Origin of the sequence: Agrococcus beijingensis, assembly GCF_030758955.1 — a bacterium.
GTDB lineage: Bacteria > Actinomycetota > Actinomycetes > Actinomycetales > Microbacteriaceae > Agrococcus > Agrococcus beijingensis.
The window spans coordinates 610,587-625,381 of record NZ_CP132360.1 but is presented as its reverse complement, the minus strand read 5'-3'; the positions used below and the strand labels follow the sequence as shown (position 1 = coordinate 625,381).

General features: G+C 71.2%; 14 protein-coding genes. 5 read left to right on the top strand and 9 right to left on the bottom strand.

What is annotated here, in order from left to right; all coding sequences use genetic code 11:
- Window positions 1-25: 25 nt before the first annotated feature.
- The 4 genes from Q9250_RS02915 to guaB all read right to left on the bottom strand — a co-directional run bounded on the left by Q9250_RS02915 (window position 26) and on the right by guaB (window position 4,524).
- Window positions 26-1,150, bottom strand: coding sequence for a GuaB3 family IMP dehydrogenase-related protein (locus tag Q9250_RS02915; RefSeq protein ID WP_306233076.1), 1,125 nt, complete (start codon window positions 1,148-1,150; stop codon window positions 26-28).
- A gap of 41 nt (window positions 1,151-1,191) precedes the next feature.
- Window positions 1,192-1,920: a PadR family transcriptional regulator gene (locus Q9250_RS02910; RefSeq protein ID WP_306233075.1), complete on the bottom strand. Its 729-nt coding sequence runs from the start codon at window positions 1,918-1,920 to the stop codon at window positions 1,192-1,194.
- A complete protein-coding gene (locus Q9250_RS02905; RefSeq protein ID WP_306233074.1) occupies window positions 1,917-2,783 on the bottom strand; it encodes a DUF4097 family beta strand repeat-containing protein in 867 nt (288 codons plus the stop codon). The genes Q9250_RS02910 and Q9250_RS02905 overlap by 4 nt, the downstream gene beginning before the upstream one ends.
- Before the next feature lie 232 nt (window positions 2,784-3,015).
- A complete protein-coding gene (gene guaB, locus Q9250_RS02900) occupies window positions 3,016-4,524 on the bottom strand; it encodes an IMP dehydrogenase (protein WP_306233073.1) in 1,509 nt (502 codons plus the stop codon).
- A 220-nt stretch (window positions 4,525-4,744) separates the two neighbouring features.
- On the opposite strand from guaB, the gene Q9250_RS02895 reads away from it, so the two are divergent.
- Genes Q9250_RS02895 through Q9250_RS02880 form a run of 4 tightly spaced genes read left to right on the top strand, consistent with a single transcriptional unit; the run spans window position 4,745 to window position 8,906 of the window.
- Window positions 4,745-6,106 carry a branched-chain amino acid ABC transporter permease gene (locus Q9250_RS02895; RefSeq protein ID WP_306233072.1) on the top strand — a complete coding sequence of 454 codons (1,362 nt, stop codon included), beginning with the start codon at window positions 4,745-4,747 and terminating at the stop codon, window positions 6,104-6,106.
- Window position 6,107: 1 nt separating this feature from the next.
- Window positions 6,108-7,124, top strand: coding sequence for a branched-chain amino acid ABC transporter permease (locus tag Q9250_RS02890; protein ID WP_306233071.1), 1,017 nt, complete (start codon window positions 6,108-6,110; stop codon window positions 7,122-7,124).
- Window positions 7,117-8,127, top strand: coding sequence for an ABC transporter ATP-binding protein (locus Q9250_RS02885; RefSeq protein WP_306233070.1), 1,011 nt, complete (start codon window positions 7,117-7,119; stop codon window positions 8,125-8,127). Before Q9250_RS02890 ends, Q9250_RS02885 begins: the two co-directional genes overlap by 8 nt.
- Complete coding sequence (locus Q9250_RS02880; RefSeq protein ID WP_306233069.1) at window positions 8,124-8,906, top strand: ABC transporter ATP-binding protein; 783 nt, start codon at window positions 8,124-8,126, stop codon at window positions 8,904-8,906. The genes Q9250_RS02885 and Q9250_RS02880 overlap by 4 nt, the downstream gene beginning before the upstream one ends.
- Before the next feature lie 141 nt (window positions 8,907-9,047).
- On the opposite strand, the gene Q9250_RS02875 is transcribed toward Q9250_RS02880, so the two are convergent.
- From Q9250_RS02875 to groES, 3 genes are all read right to left on the bottom strand, one after another.
- Window positions 9,048-10,316, bottom strand: coding sequence for an ABC transporter substrate-binding protein (locus tag Q9250_RS02875; protein WP_306233068.1), 1,269 nt, complete (start codon window positions 10,314-10,316; stop codon window positions 9,048-9,050).
- 185 nt (window positions 10,317-10,501) lie between these two features.
- Window positions 10,502-11,410: an EamA family transporter RarD gene (rarD, locus tag Q9250_RS02870; protein WP_306233067.1), complete on the bottom strand. Its 909-nt coding sequence runs from the start codon at window positions 11,408-11,410 to the stop codon at window positions 10,502-10,504.
- A 65-nt stretch (window positions 11,411-11,475) separates the two neighbouring features.
- Complete coding sequence (gene groES / locus Q9250_RS02865) at window positions 11,476-11,772, bottom strand: co-chaperone GroES (RefSeq protein ID WP_306233066.1); 297 nt, start codon at window positions 11,770-11,772, stop codon at window positions 11,476-11,478.
- Between the two features lie 157 nt (window positions 11,773-11,929).
- Here groES and Q9250_RS02860 point away from each other — a divergent pair, with 157 nt between their 5' ends.
- Window positions 11,930-13,090 carry a class I SAM-dependent methyltransferase gene (locus tag Q9250_RS02860; protein ID WP_306233065.1) on the top strand — a complete coding sequence of 387 codons (1,161 nt, stop codon included), beginning with the start codon at window positions 11,930-11,932 and terminating at the stop codon, window positions 13,088-13,090.
- 59 nt (window positions 13,091-13,149) lie between these two features.
- On the opposite strand, the gene Q9250_RS02855 is transcribed toward Q9250_RS02860, so the two are convergent.
- On the bottom strand, window positions 13,150-14,142 hold the full coding sequence (locus Q9250_RS02855; protein WP_306233064.1) for an MARVEL domain-containing protein: 993 nt from the start codon (window positions 14,140-14,142) through the stop codon (window positions 13,150-13,152).
- 88 nt (window positions 14,143-14,230) lie between these two features.
- A partial coding sequence (locus Q9250_RS02850; protein WP_306233063.1) for a DUF4190 domain-containing protein occupies window positions 14,231-14,795 on the bottom strand: 565 nt, incomplete at its 5' end.

Here is a 14,795-nt window from a genome sequence, read left to right as displayed (position 1 = left end):
TCAGGCGGCCCGGATCGCGGGCCGGTCAGCGCGGCGGCGTCGCCTCCACGACGACGTCGATGCGCTGGAACTCCTTGAGATCCTTGTATCCGGTGGTCGACATCGCCTTGCGCAGCGCGCCCATGATGTTGGCGGTGCCGTCGGCGGTCGGCGACGGGCCGTTCAGCACCACGTCGAGCGGCCCGACCTGGGCGACCTGCACGCGGTTGCCGCGCGGCAGCTTCTGGTTGTGCGCCTCCGGGCCCCAGTGCCAGCCGCGACCGGGAGCATCCGTCGCGCGCGCGAGCGCGGTGCCGAGCATCACGCTGTCGGCGCCGCAGGCGAGCGCCTTGACGACCTGGCCCGACGTGCCGAGCGAGCCGTCGGCGATGACGTGCACGTAGCGGCCGCCCGACTCGTCGAGGTAGTCGCGCCGGGCGGCGGCGACGTCGCTCACCGCGGTCGCCATCGGGGCCGCGACGCCGAGCACCTTCTCGCTCGTCGATGCGGCACCGCCGCCGAAGCCGACGAGCACGCCTGCGGCGCCCGTGCGCATGAGGTGCAGCGCGGCCGTGTAGGTCACGACGCCGCCGACCACGACGGGCACGTCGAGCTCGTAGATGAACCGCTTCAGGTTGAGGGGCGAGCCGGCCTCGGCCGAGACGTGCTCGGCGCTCACGGTCGCGCCGCGGATCACCATCAGGTCGACGCCCGCGGCGAGCACCGTCTCGTAGTGCTCCTGCACGGCCTGCGGGCTCAGGCTGCCCGAGACGACCACGCCCGCGTCGCGGATCTGCGCCAGCCGGTCGCGGATCAGCTCGGGCTTGATGGGCGCCGCGTAGATCTCGCGCATGCGGCTGGTCGCCAGGTCGGCGGGGAGGCCCGCGATCTCGGCGAGCAGCGGCTCGGGGTCGTCGTAGCGCGTCCAGACGCCCTCGAGGTTGAGCACGCCGACGCCGCCGGCCCTGCCGAGCGCGATCGCCGTCGCCGGGCTCGTCACCGAGTCGGTCGGCGCGCCCATCACCGGGATCTCGAACTTGAAGGCGTCGATCTGCCAGCCGAGCGAGACCAGATCGCTGTCGCGCGTGCGTCGGGAGGGGACGATGCTGATGTCGTCGAACCCGTACCCCATGCGGGCGCGCTTGCTGCGGCCGATCTCGATCTCCGTCACGCCCTCAGCCTATCCCGGGCCTCCCCGCACGAGGCTCAGGCTCAGAGCTGGCTCTTGATGCGCAGCAGCGCCGCCTCCAGCTCGCGCCGCACGAGGCTCGCCTTCTCGCTCGTCATGCGGTCGCCGTGCCCCGCGCGCACGGCCGACCGCAGCTGCGTGCGGAACTCGCCCAGCGCCAGGTCGACGTCGTGGACCGCGAGCCGTGCCGCGATCTTCACGGCCGGGTGCGACGCATCCGCCCCATCCTGTGCCCGCGCCGCCGCGTGCGGCTCCGGCATCGGCTCCTCGCGGTGCTCCCGCGGCCCCGGCCACGGGTTCGACAGCAGGGGGTCGGATGCCTCGGCCCGCCACCCGTCGTCAGCCCGCGGTGCGCTCGGCGCGCTTCGGGCGCCGCGATCGGCCGCCGCCAGATCGGCGCGCAGCGCCTGCATCGCCGACTTCACGCCGGCGCGCACGTCGGACGCCATGCGGCGCACCGAATCGGTGATCTCGCCCTCGAGGTCGCGCAGCTCCCCCTCCCGCGCCGCCAGCTCGGCCCGACCCGCGTCGGTGATCGTGTAGGTGGTCTTGCGGCCGTCGACCGACTTGGTCAGCAGCCCCTCCTCCTCGAGCTTCGCCAGCCGCGGGTAGATGGTGCCGGCGCTGGGCGAGTACGTGCCGCCGAAGCGCTGCTCGAGCGACTGCATCAGCTCGTAGCCGTGGCGCGGCGCCTCGGCGAGCAGGCTCAGCAGGTAGAGGCGCAGCGCCCCGTGGCCGAAGACGGGGGTCATGCGTCCCTCCGCACGACGGTCACGTCGCCCGAGACGGTGTTGGCCTGCAGGTTGAAGGCGTTCGTGCCGTCGACGGCCTCGCTGCCGCCGCGCCGCGGCAGCGAGCGGCCGACGATCGTGCCCTTGCCCGAGACGGTGCGGGTGGTGGCGCGCACCGCCTGGCCGGCGTCGAGCCGGGTCGTGACATCGGCCGAGACCGAGTTGACCGAGATGCTGCGCGGCGAGCCGTGCACGTCGAGCAGCACCTCGCCGCTGACGGTGTCGATGCCGATCTCGTCGAAGCGGCCGGAGGCGGTGATGTCGGAGGAGACGCCGTGCACGGCGAGCCGGCCGGCGCCGCCGCTCACCTCGAGGTCGCCCGAGACGGTGTTGAGCTCGAGGTCGCCGTGGTGCGCCTCGACCTGCATGCCGCCCGACACGGTGCTCAGCGTGGCCTTGCCGCCGAGGCCGCTGACCAGGGCGGATGCGTTGACCTGGCCCAGCGACAGCACCGTCTCGCGAGGCACGAGGATGCTCAGCTCGACCTTGGCGCGCACGCCGACCAGGGCCTTCACCGACTCCCACACGTCGTCCCAGCTCACCTTCGGGTGCGAGATCGAGAGGCGCCCCTGCTCGAGCGTGACCGTGAGGTCGCGGCCCTCGACGCGGTGCACCTCGACGCGGGCGGCCGGCTCGTCGTGCCCGACGATGTCGACGCTGCCGCCGACGATGCCGACGCGGAGCGCCCGCACGGCATCGATGTCGATCACGCGGCTCTCGCCGTCGCGGATGGTCCACTGCTCGGTGATGGTGTCGGCGCCCGATGCCGCCGCACCGGATGCGCTGCGCGGCCTGGTGTCGCCGCTGTCGAACTGCTGCTCCATGGTCTGACCCCTTCGTGCTGCCATCGCGCTATATCGCGTCTTGCAACACACGATATATCGCGTCTGCGCGCACCGCAACAGTCTTCTCAACGTGCGAGGTGCTGCCTCGCCGCACCGTGTGCGGCGAAGGCGCACCTCGCACGTTGAGATCGCACCCCGGGCGGAAGAGGCGAGCGGGCAGACGACGAAGGCCGGGCGTGCAGGTGCACGTCCGGCCTTCGGGTCGCTGGGCTCAGCGGCGGTAGTTCGGGGCCTCCACCACCATCTGGATGTCATGGGGGTGCGACTCCTTGAGGCCGGCCGCGGTGATCTGCACGAAGCGGCCCTTCTCCTTCAGCTCGTCGATCGTGCGCGCGCCGGTGTAGAACATCGACTGCCGCAGCCCCCCGACCAGCTGGTAGGCGACGGTGCCGAGCGCGCCGCGGTAGGGCACCTGGCCCTCGATGCCCTCGGCGATCAGCTGCTCGTCGCTGGGCACGTCGGCCTGGAAGTAGCGGTCGCGCGAGTAGGAGGTCTTCTTGCCGCGCGTCTGCATCGCGCCGAGCGAGCCCATGCCGCGGTACGACTTGAACTGCTTGCCGTTGACGAGCACGAGATCGCCCGGGCTCTCGTTCGTGCCGGCGAGCAGCGAGCCGAGCATGACCGACGAGCCGCCGGCGACGAGCGCCTTGGCGATGTCGCCCGAGTACTGCAGGCCGCCGTCGGCGATGATCGGGATGTCGGTGCCGGCGTCGTGCGCGGCGCGCGCGGCGTCGTAGATGGCCGAGACCTGCGGCACGCCCACGCCGGAGACGACACGGGTGGTGCAGATGGAGCCCGGCCCGACGCCCACCTTGACGGCGTCGACGCCCGCGGCGATGAGGGCGGCGGCGCCCTCATAGGTGGCGACGTTGCCGCCGATGATGTCGACGCCAGCGAAGCGCGCGTCGCCCTTGAGCTTCGCGACCATGTCGAGCACGCCCTGGCTCTCGCCGTTGGCGGTGTCGACGACGATCACGTCGACGCCGACCTCCGCGAGCGCCACGGCCCGGTCGAACGCGTCGCCGAAGAAGCCGATCGCCGCGCCGACGCGCAGGCGGCCCTGCGGGTCCTTCGTCGAGTTCGGGTACTGCTCGACCTTGTCGAAGTCCTTGACGGTGATGAGCCCGCCGAGCTTGCCCTGCTCGTCGACGAGCGGCAGCTTCTCGAGCTTCGTCTGCTCGAAGATCGCGAAGGCGTCCTCGCGCGAGATGCCGACGGGCGCGGTCTTCAGCGGCGCGGGCGTCATGATGTCGCGCACCAGCGTGGTCGCGAACTCCTCGCGCGGCACGAAGCGCATGTCGCGGTTGGTGACGATGCCCACGAGCACGTTGGCCTCGTCGACGACGGGCAGCCCCGACACCTTGAACTCGCCGCAGACGCGATCGACCTCTTCGATGGTGGCGTCGGCGTGCGTCGTGAGCGGGTCGGTGACCATGCCCGACTCGGAGCGCTTCACGCGGTCGACGATGGCCGCCTGATCGGCGATCGCGAGGTTGCGGTGCACGATGCCGATGCCGCCCTGGCGCGCCATGGCGATCGCCATCCGGTCTTCGGTGACGGTGTCCATCGCGCTCGACACGAGCGGGATGGCGAGACGGATGCGTCGCGACAGTCGCGTGCCCGTGTCGGCCTCGGAGGGGATGACATCGGTGCGGCCCGGGAGCAGCATGACGTCGTCGTAGGTCAGGCCGATCGGGCCGAAGGGGTTGCGCATCTCCATCGCTCTCATCGTATCGATTGGGTTACGGTCGCATGGCATCTTGCTGAAGTTGCCCGCGGGGTCGCCCGAAGTGGCCGGATGCGGCCGAATCGGCCGCTACATTGTCACCACCGATGTAACGGGCATCCCACGAACCGCATTCCCTGTGCGCTCGCCAGCCCCACAGCATGGAGGACATGTGAAGACGTCCAGCAGACCGCAACGGAGCGGGGTGCGGCGCATGATCGCTGTCGCCCTGGCCGTCGTAGGCATGGTGGCAGGTGGCGCGAGCGCCGTCGCCGCTGCGCCGCTCCCGGAGACCGCCCAGGCGACGCCCTACAACTTCAACGGCGTCGTCCGAGACGGGCAGACCCCGCTCGAGGGCGTCGAGATCACCGTGAGCGGCAACGGCGTCGACGAGACCGTCGCCAGCGACGCCGACGGGCGGTGGCTGATCGGCGTCGTCGAGCCCGGCACCTACACGGTGTCGATCGACACCTCGACGCTCCCCGACGGCGTGACGCTGCGCGACGCGAGCTTCGAGAGCCGCGAGTTCGAGATCGGCGCCTCCTCCGCGGTGGGCGTGCTGTTCCCGTTCGGCCCGTCGACCGGCGGCTCCCCCGGCACCACGCCGGATCCGGGTGCCAGCGGCGCACCGACGCCCGGCGGCGAAGAGGTGCCCGGCGGCACCAGCGACACCGGCTCGCGCTCCAACGACTTCGGCTCGCAGCTGCTGTCGCGCATCATCTCCGGCATCAACTTCGGCCTGCTGCTCGCCCTCGGCGCGATCGGCATCACGCTGATCTTCGGCACCACCGGCGTCAACAACTTCGCGCACGGCGAGCTGCTGACCTTCGGCGGCATCGTCTTCTACGCGACGACGACGCTGGTCGAGTGGCCCGCCTGGGTGGCGGTGATCATCACCCTCGTGGCGTCAGCGGCGTTCGGCTGGTTCCACGACTGGGCGATCTTCAAGCCGCTGCGCAAGCGCCGGGTGGGCCTGGTGCAGGTGCTGATCGTGACGATCGGCCTGTCGATCGCGCTGCGCTACTTCTTCCAGTTCCTCATCGGCGGCGGCACCGAGGGCCTCTCGATCGACCGCGGCGCGGTCGTGCAGGTGGGCCCGGTGCTGATGACGACGTCGAACGTGGTCAGCATGCTGATAGCGATCGTGGTGCTCGTGGGCGTGGGCCTGTTCCTCACCCGCACCCGCATCGGCAAGGCCACCCGCGCCGTCAGCGACAACGCGGGCCTCGCGGCCGCCTCCGGCATCGACGTCGACCGGGTGATCCGCATCGTCTGGGTGCTCGCGGGCCTCCTCACCGGTGGCGCCGGCATCCTCTACACCTACTTCATCGGCGGCAACATCAAGTGGGACGTCGGCTTCACCGTGCTGCTGCTGCTGTTCGCGGCCGTCACGCTCGGCGGCCTGGGCAGCGCGTTCGGCGCCCTCGTCGGCGCCCTGCTCATCGGGCTCGTGACCGAGATCTCGACGCTCTTCATCGCACCCGACCTCCGCTACGCGGTCGCGCTGCTCGCGCTCATCCTGGTGCTGCTGTTCCGACCGCAGGGCATCCTCGGTCGCAAGGAAAGGATCGGCTGACGTGGACTTCCTCACCATCCTGAACTCGGCAGCGGGCGAGATCCTCTCGCCCACCACCGCGGCGTTCGCGCTCGCGACCATCGGCCTGAACATCCACTTCGGCTACTCCGGCCTGCTGAACTTCGGCCAGGCGGCCTTCATGGCCGTCGGCGCCTACGCGTTCGCCATCTTCACGATGATGGCCGACCCGACGGCGACGCTCGGCTGGCCCGTCTGGCTGTCGTTCCTGGCCGGCGTGCTGGTCGCGGTGCTCGCCTCGGTGATCTTCGCGCTGATCCTCGGCATCCCGACCCTGCGCCTGCGCGGCGACTACCTGGCGATCGTCACGATCGCCGCGGCGGAGATCATCCGCTTCACCGTGCGCACGCAGGATCTCACCGCCATCACCGGCGGCTCGCAGGGCCTGCGCGGTCAGGACTACAAGGGCGACTTCGACGCCATGAACCCGCTGACCGGCACCACGTACGGCTTCGGCCCGTTCACCGCCACCGCCTACGACACCTGGGTGCGCATCGTCGCCTGGTCGCTCGTCATCATCGCGCTGATCCTCGTCTGGCTGCTCATGCGCAGCCCGTGGGGCCGCGTCGTGAAGGGCATCCGCGAGGACGAGGATGCGGTGCGCTCGCTCGGCAAGAACGTCTACAGCTACAAGATGCAGGCGCTCGTGCTGGGCGGCGTGATGGGCGCGGTCGCGGGCATCATGTTCGTGCTCCCCCGAGCCGTGCAGCCCGACAACTTCGCCACCACGATGACGTTCTTCATCTGGACGGCGCTGCTGCTGGGCGGCGCGGCCACGGTGCTCGGGCCCGTGCTCGGCTCCATCCTCTTCTGGGTGCTGCTGTCGTTCACCGGCGGGCTCATCAACCTGCTGCACGGCGCGGGCCTCTTCGGCGACATGTCCGGCTCGCAGGCCGGCCAGATCCGCTTCGTCATCATCGGCCTCGCCTTGATGGCCCTGGTGGTCTTCCGACCACAGGGCATCATGGGCAACAAGAAGGAGCTGTCGTTCAATGTCTGACACGATCACGCCTCCCACGACCCATCCCCTCGTCGACGGCGAGGTCGGGCCCGGCTGCAAGAAGGTCGACCCGATCGTGGTCGCCGACGGCGTCATCCGCCAGTTCGGCGGCCTCACCGCGGTCGACGTCGCCCACGTCGAGATCCCGCGCGGCGCCATCACGGCGCTGATCGGGCCCAACGGCGCCGGCAAGACGACGTTCTTCAACCTGCTCACGGGCTTCGACCGGCCCAACAAGGGCACCTGGTCGTTCGAGGGCCAGTCGCTCGCCCACGTGCCCAGCCACAAGGTGGCGCGGCGCGGCATGGTGCGCACGTTCCAGCTGACGAAGTCGCTCGCGCGGCTCACGGTGCTGCAGAACATGCTGCTGGGCGCGCGCGACCAGCGCGGCGAGGGCCTCTTCGCGGCGCTCGTGCGGCCGCTCTGGGCTGCGCAGGAGAAGGCGAACATCGAGCGGGCCGACAGCCTGCTCGCCCGCTTCAAGCTCGACACGAAGCGCGAGGACTACGCCGCGTCGCTCTCGGGCGGCCAGCGCAAGCTGCTCGAGATGGCGCGCGCGCTGATGAGCGAGCCGACCCTCGTGATGCTCGACGAGCCGATGGCCGGCGTCAACCCGGCGCTCACGCAGTCGCTGCTCGACCACGTGCGCGGGCTCAAGGACGAGGGCATGACCGTGCTCTTCGTCGAGCACGACATGCACATGGTGCGCCACATCTCCGACTGGGTCATCGTCATGGCCGAGGGCAAGGTCGTCGCCGAGGGCCCGCCCGAGACGATCATGCACAACCAGGCCGTGGTCGACGCCTACCTGGGCGCGCACCACGACACCGACCTGGGCACGCTGACGAACCAGCAGGTCGCGCAGATCCACGAGGCCGCCGAGGAGGAGGTGCCCGTCGACCCCGACGCATCCGCCCCCGCACAGGACACGACGGATGCGTCGCCCGAGACGGGCGCGCAGGCGCACGACCCGCAGACCCACGAGAAGGAGGGCGAGCGATGACCACCCCCGTGCTCGAGACGAAGGACCTGATCGCCGGCTACATCCCGGGCGTCAACATCCTCAACGGCTGCTCGATCGTGGCGAACCAGGGCGACCTGATCGGCATCATCGGCCCGAACGGCGCCGGCAAGTCGACGCTGCTGAAGGCGGTGTTCGGCCAGGTGAACATCCGCGAGGGCGCGGTGCTGCTGAACGGCGAGGACATCACCGGCCTCAAGGCCGACCGGCTGGTCGGCAAGGGCGTCGGCATGGTGCCGCAGAACAACAACGTCTTCCCCTCGCTCACCATCGAGGAGAACCTCGAGATGGGGCTGTTCCAGCAGCCGAAGATGTTCAAGGAGCGCTTCGAGTTCGTGGGCGCGCTCTTCCCCGAGCTGGTGTCGCGGCGCAAGCAGCGCGCCGGCAGCCTCTCGGGCGGCGAGCGGCAGATGGTCGCCATGGGCCGCGCGCTCATGATGGACCCCGCCGTGCTGCTGCTCGACGAGCCGAGCGCCGGTCTCAGCCCGGTGCGCCAGGACGAGACGTTCCTGCGCGTCGCCGAGATCAACAGCCACGGCGTGACGATCGTGATGGTCGAGCAGAACGCCCGCCGCTGCCTGCAGATCGCCCACCGCGCCTACGTGCTCGACCAGGGCAAGGACGCCTACACGGGCACCGGCCGCGAGATGCTGAACGACCCCAAGGTGATCCAGCTCTACCTCGGCACGCTGGCCACCGACGTGGAGGAGAAGGCGCGCACCGAGTCGCAGGACGTCGTCGAGGGCCCGACGACCCCGTAGCGCTCCCCCGAGACGACCGACGCCCCGCTCCTCATCGAGCGGGGCGTCGGTCGTTGCGGCAGCGGCCTGCGGGTCGCGACGGGACGTCCCGGGCAACGGCAGAGGGCCCGGCCGAAGCCGGGCCCTCAGGTGCGGATCAGATCAGCCGTTGAGCGTGCCGAACTCCGCGTTCAGGAAGGTGTACTTGTTGTCGGCACCGTACTGGTAGATGCCGATGAACGCCTCCGTCGGGTCGCCGTTCTCATCGAACGTGATCGGGCCCGAGGGACCGTTGTAGTCGATGTCCTCGCCGTCAGCGATGAGCTGCAGGCATTCGGCGACGTCGGTGCACTCGGTGCCCTCGGCCGAGACGGCCTGCAGGTTGTCGCGGATCGTCGCCGAGTCGGCGCTGCCGCCCTGCGCAGCGGCGAGCGCGGCGAGGATCACGGCGTCGTAGGACTCCGGGCCGTAGGAGAAGTCCTGCAGCGAGTCGTCCTGCTCGAGCAGGCGGTCCTGGAACGAGCCGTCGGCCGGGTTGCCGGGCAGGGTGCCCTTCGCGCCGTCGAGCGTGCCCTCGGGGAAGTTGTAGTCGTTCGACAGGTTGCCGTCGACGAAGTACATGCCCGAGGCCGGGAAGCCCTGCGTGACGAGCTCCGGCACGATCTGCGCCGTCTCGGCGAAGGCGATGATCGCGATCGCGTCGGGCTGGCCGGCCACGATCTCCTGCACCTGGGTGGTGAAGTTCGTGTCACCCGGGTTGTAGAGCACGTTGCCCGTGACCGTGCCGCCGGCCGCCTCGACCGCGGCAGCCGCGTTCTCCTGCAGACCGGTGCCGTACGGGTCGTTGATCGTGATGAAGCCGACGCTGGCAGCGCCGTCACCCGTCATCAGGTTGCCGAGCACGCGACCCTGCATGACGTCGGAGGGAGCCGTGCGCCAGTAGAACCCGTCGTCCTCGTAGTCGGAGAAGTCGGGCGACGTGTTGGCCGGCGAGATCTGGACGACGCCCGCATCGATCAGCTGGTCGATGAAGGTGAACGAGACGCCCGACGAAGCGGCGCCGATCACGATGTCGGCGCCTGCGCCGATGAGCTCGCCCGCAGAAGCGGTGGCGATGTCGGTCGTGGTGTCACCGGAGTCGCGGTGCTGCACGTCGACCTCGAACTCGAAGCCTGCGGCCTCGAGGTCTGCGGCGGCCAGGTCGACGCCCGCGAACTCGGGCGGGCCGAGGAAGGCGAGGTTGCCGGTCTGGGGCAGGATCGTGCCGACCACGAACGAGGTGTCGACCTCGGTCTCCGGTCCGGTCGAGCCCGACGGCGTGGGCGTGCCGCCACCGGCGCAGGCCGCGAGCAGCAGGACGCCGGCGGTCGCGGCGCCGAGCGCTGCGGCACGGCGAGGGTGCTGCCCCGTGGTGCGAATGAAGGACTTCATCGTGCTCCTCAGTGTGTTGAGCGGCGCGCTGGCGCGCGCGTTGGACTCACAGTAGGCGAGCCCCGCGCAGAAAACCGCCGTTCTGCGTTACGTCCTGGTAACGGTCTTGGCGTCAGCGCCCGTGCCTGCGCACAATGCGTGCGTTTCCTTGGACTGTCTTAGGGCAGCGGGCGGGTCGGGTGTGCCTAGGCCGCAGCAGTGCCCGGTCGCGGCCTGCGCGCCTGCGTCGCGACGAGGTCGACCGAGATGAGCACGAGCGAGAGCCACACGAGCCCGAAGCCGAGCCAGCGCTCGAGCGGCATGGGCTCGAGCATGACGAAGGCGCCGAAGAGGAAGGTGAGCACCGGCGTCAGGTACTGCACGAACGCCAGCGTGGTGAGCTTGATGCGGCGGGCCGCCGCCGAGAAGGCCAGCAGCGGCACGGCGGTGACGATGCCGAGGCCCACGGTCGCCCAGATGCCGGTCGTGCCGGCGGCGCCCACCGTGACACCGCCGAGGCTGAACGCGACGCCCATCATCACGAGCGACGCGGGGAGCGCGGCCGTGGTCTCGATCGTGAAGCCGGACAGCGCATCCACCGACGCCCCGACGCGCTTCTTGATGAGGCCGTAGAGCCCGAACGAGGCGGCGACCAGCAGGCCGATCCACGGCACCTCGCCGTAGCCGATGATCATCACGACCACCCCGGCGGCGCCGAGCCCGACCGCCACCCACTGGGTGGGCCGGAGCCGCTCGCCGAGGAAGAGCACGGCCAGCACGATGCTCACGAGCGGGTTGAGGAAGTAGCCCAGGCTGGTCTCGAGCACCCGGTCGGAGAGCACGCCGACGATGAAGGCGGTCCAGTTGATGAGCACGGCGTGGCCGGCGATCACGAGCGTGAGCGTGTCGCGGCGGCTGCGCAGCACCGTGCGCAGGCGGCTCCAGCCGCGCGTCAGGGCGACGAGCGCGACGGCCACCGCCACCGACGAGAGCACGCGCCAGCCGATCAGCTCGAAGCCGTCGATGCCCTTGGTGAGCTGCAGATAGGCCGGCAGCGCGGCCCAGAAGGCATAGGCGAAGAACGCGAAGCCCAGGCCCTTGCGGTGCTCGGTCATGCTCCCCTCCCGGGACCGCGAAGGCGGCGCCCCGCGAGGGGGCGCCGCCTGGCGTCAGTGGTGCGTCAGCGCTCGACGATGGCGAGCACGTCGCGCGCCGAGAGCACGAGGTACTCGTCGGCGCCGAACTTGATCTCGGTGCCGCCGTACTTGGAGTACAGCACCTTGTCGCCGACCGACACGTCGATCGGGACGCGGTTGCCGTTGTCGTCGATGCGGCCGGGGCCGACCGCCACGACCTCGCCCTCCTGGGGCTTCTCCTTGGCGGTGTCAGGGATGACGAGACCGCTCGCAGTGGTCGTCTCTGCCTCGACCTGCTGGATGACGATGCGGTCCTCGAGCGGCTTGATGGAAACCGACACGGTTGCCTCTTTCTTCTCAGACTCTTGGGAGCGTCCGGCCGTACCGGACACCGGATCCAGCCTAGGCCGTGAGTTGGCACTCGGTCAACATGAGTGCCAATCGAGCGCCGTCGCGGGGCGCGGCGGACGCGCTCCGCGGTGGTGTTGGATGAGTGCGATGGATGCCGAGGAGCTGCGACTGCTGCTGTCGAAGGACGGCCTCGCGCTGCTCGAGCGCGCCGAGGCCGGGCTCGACGACGACGTGGTGCGCGAGGTCTCGCGGCTGCGCGCCGAGGGGCACGACCCGCGGCTGGTCGCCGCGGTGCTCACGCAGGCGCGCCTGCGCCGTCGGGCCCGGGCGAAGTTCGGCGAGTTCGCCGAGGGCATGCTGTTCACCGAGGCCGGCCTCGAGCAGGCGACCCGGCTGCGGGTCGCGGCGCACCATGCGGGGCGGATGCGGTCGGCCGGCATCGTCTCGGTCGCCGACCTGGGATGCGGCATCGGTGCCGACTCGCTCGCCTTCGCGACGCTGGGCCTCGCCGTGACCGCCGTCGAGCGCGACGAGGCGACGGCGGCGATCGCCGCGTTCAACCTCGCCGCCTGGCATGCGACCGTGCTGCACGGCGACGCCCTCGAGACGCCGGTGGATGCCGAGGCGCTCTGGTTCGACCCCGCGCGCCGCGACGGCAGCCGGCGCCTCAACGACCCGGCCGACTGGTCGCCTTCGCTCGACGCCGTCTTCGCCCGCGCCGCCGCGCAGCCGGCGGGCGTGAAGCTCGCGCCGGGCATCGACCGCGACCTGCTGCCGACGGATGCGGAGCACCAGTGGGTGACGGACGGCCTCGAGACCGTCGAGGCCGTCGTGTGGACCGGCCGGCTCGCGCGGTCCGGGATCGCCAGGAGCGCCCTCGTGCTCGGCGACGGCGGCGCGGCGGAGCTCGTGGGCGACCCTGCGCATCCGGAGCCGGGCGAGCTCGGCGAGTGGCTGTACGAGCCGGCCGGCGCGGTGATCAGGGCCGAGCTCATCGGCACGCTCGCCGAGCGGCTGGGCGCCCGCAGCGTGTCGGACGGCATCGCCTACCTGACGGCCGACGCGCACGTCGAGACGCCGCTCGCGCAGGCGTTCCGCGTGCGCGAGACGCTGCCCCTCGACGAGCGGCGGATCGCGCAGCGGCTGCGAGAGCTGGGCATCGGCGAGCTCGAGATCAAGAAGCGCGGCGCCGACCTCGACCCGGCGGCGCTGCGGAAGCGGCTGAAGCTCAAGGGCGACGAGCGGGCGACCCTCATCGCCACCCGGGTGGGCGGGCGGCACCGGGCGATCCTGGCCGACCGGCCCTAACCCCAGGCGCACGCGACGACGCCCCCGCGCACGGTGTGCCGGGGGCGTCGTCGTGCGGGTCAGAGGCCGGCGATCGCGGTGAAGTACTCGCTCCACGCGACGGCCATGACGATGCCCATCACCACGCTGGCGATGAAGACGATCGAGCTGACGATCGCCACGATCATCGGCCAGGGCCTCGCCTCGGGGTTCTTCTTCATGGCGACGAAGCCGAGGATCGCGCCCACCAGCGCGAACACGCCGCCGAAGCCGGAGGCGAGCAGGCCCAGCACGCCGAGGCCGCCGAAGATCATCGCGGCGATCGTGATGCCCTTGATCCTCTTCTGACCGGCGACGGGGCCGTACGGCGAGGGCGCGTAGCCGACCGCGGCCGGGTCGCCGTAGCCCTGCTGCTGGCCGTAGGCCGGCTGCTCGCCGTAGGCCTGCGCCGCCGGAGCCGCGCCGTAGCCCGCCTGCTGGCCGTAGGCGGGTGCCTGCTGGCCGTAGGCCTGCTCGGGCTGGCCGTATCCGGGCGCGCTCGCGCCGTAGGGCGCGCTCGCGCCGTAGGCGGGCGACTGCTGGCCGTAGCCCTGCTGCGCGTCGTAGCCCGGCTGCTGCGGCTGCTGGCCGTAGGCCTGCTGCTGGTCGCCGAAGGCCTGCTGCTGGTCGCCGAAGGCCTGCTGCTGGTCGTAGGACGGCTGCTGCGGAGCCTGGCCGAAGCCCTGCTGCTGGTCGTAGCCGGGCTGATGCGGAGCCTGGCCGTAGGGCTGCTCCGCGGGCTGGCCGAAGGGCTGCTGCTGGTCGTAGCCGGGCACCTGCCCGTAGGCGGGAGCCTGCTGCTGGCCGTAGGTCGGCGCGTCCTGCGCCGGCGCCTGGCCGAAGGCGGGCTGCTCGTCCGACGCCGCGGGTGCCTGGCCGACCGAGCCGGGCTGCGGCGCCGACTGGCCGAAGTCTGCGACGGGCGGCGCGTCGTGCGCGGCGGGCGGCGCTGCGGCATCAGCGGCGGGAGGGGCGGCGTCCTCCTGGTCGGGGCGACGGAAGCGGTCGTCGGCCGGCGGGTTCTGGTCGCTCACGGGATCCTCCTTGCGATGCGCGAGTGCGCGAGCCAAACCTACCGCCAGCGGATGCGGATGTCTGGCAGCGATCGGCGCCCCGTCGCGGCTAGAAGCCGCCCGGCTGCAGCTGCTCGAACAGCTGCGCGAGCCCCGCGATGCCGATGACGGCGCCGACGATCAGCGCGAGCAGCGTGACCGCGCCGAGGATGATCCCCCAGAGCGCGAGCAGCCTGCCGTCGTCGCCCGTGCGGCGGATCTGCCCGAGCGCGATGAAGCCCAGCACGATGCCGGCGATCGAGCCGAGCCCGAGCAGGATCGTCGTGCCGGCGGCCGACGCCAGGATCGCCAGCAGCGCCATGGTGTTGGTCTTGGGGCCCGGATGCGTGGGGGCGCTCCACTGCGCCGGTGCAGCCGGGAACGCGGTCGCGGGCGCCTGGCCCTGCGAGTACTGGCCCGGCAGGTACTGGCCAGGCGAGTACTGGCCAGCAGGTGCGTACTGGCCCTGCGCGTATTGGCCCTGCGCGTCCTGGCCAGCAGGTGCGTACTGGCCCTGCGCGTATTGGCCCAGCGCGTCCTGGCCAGCAGGTGCGTACTGGCCCTGCGCGTATTGGCCCAGCGCGTCCTGGCCAGCAGGTGCGTACTGGCCCTGCGCGTATTGGCCCTGCGCGTCC

Excerpts from the sequence above, each read along its gene's own strand:
- Q9250_RS02910 (WP_306233075.1), bottom strand. The coding sequence starts at position 1,920 with ATGACCCCCGTCTTCGGCCACGGGGCGCTGCGCCTCTACCTGCTGAGC.
- Q9250_RS02905 (WP_306233074.1), bottom strand. The coding sequence starts at position 2,783 with ATGGAGCAGCAGTTCGACAGCGGCGACACCAGGCCGCGCAGCGCATCC.
- guaB (WP_306233073.1), bottom strand. The coding sequence starts at position 4,524 with ATGGAGATGCGCAACCCCTTCGGCCCGATCGGCCTGACCTACGACGAC.
- Q9250_RS02895 (WP_306233072.1), top strand. The coding sequence starts at position 4,745 with ATGATCGCTGTCGCCCTGGCCGTCGTAGGCATGGTGGCAGGTGGCGCG.
- Q9250_RS02885 (WP_306233070.1), top strand. The coding sequence starts at position 7,117 with ATGTCTGACACGATCACGCCTCCCACGACCCATCCCCTCGTCGACGGC.
- Q9250_RS02880 (WP_306233069.1), top strand. The coding sequence starts at position 8,124 with ATGACCACCCCCGTGCTCGAGACGAAGGACCTGATCGCCGGCTACATC.
- Q9250_RS02875 (WP_306233068.1), bottom strand. The coding sequence starts at position 10,316 with ATGAAGTCCTTCATTCGCACCACGGGGCAGCACCCTCGCCGTGCCGCA.
- rarD (WP_306233067.1), bottom strand. The coding sequence starts at position 11,410 with ATGACCGAGCACCGCAAGGGCCTGGGCTTCGCGTTCTTCGCCTATGCC.
- Q9250_RS02860 (WP_306233065.1), top strand. The coding sequence starts at position 11,930 with ATGGATGCCGAGGAGCTGCGACTGCTGCTGTCGAAGGACGGCCTCGCG.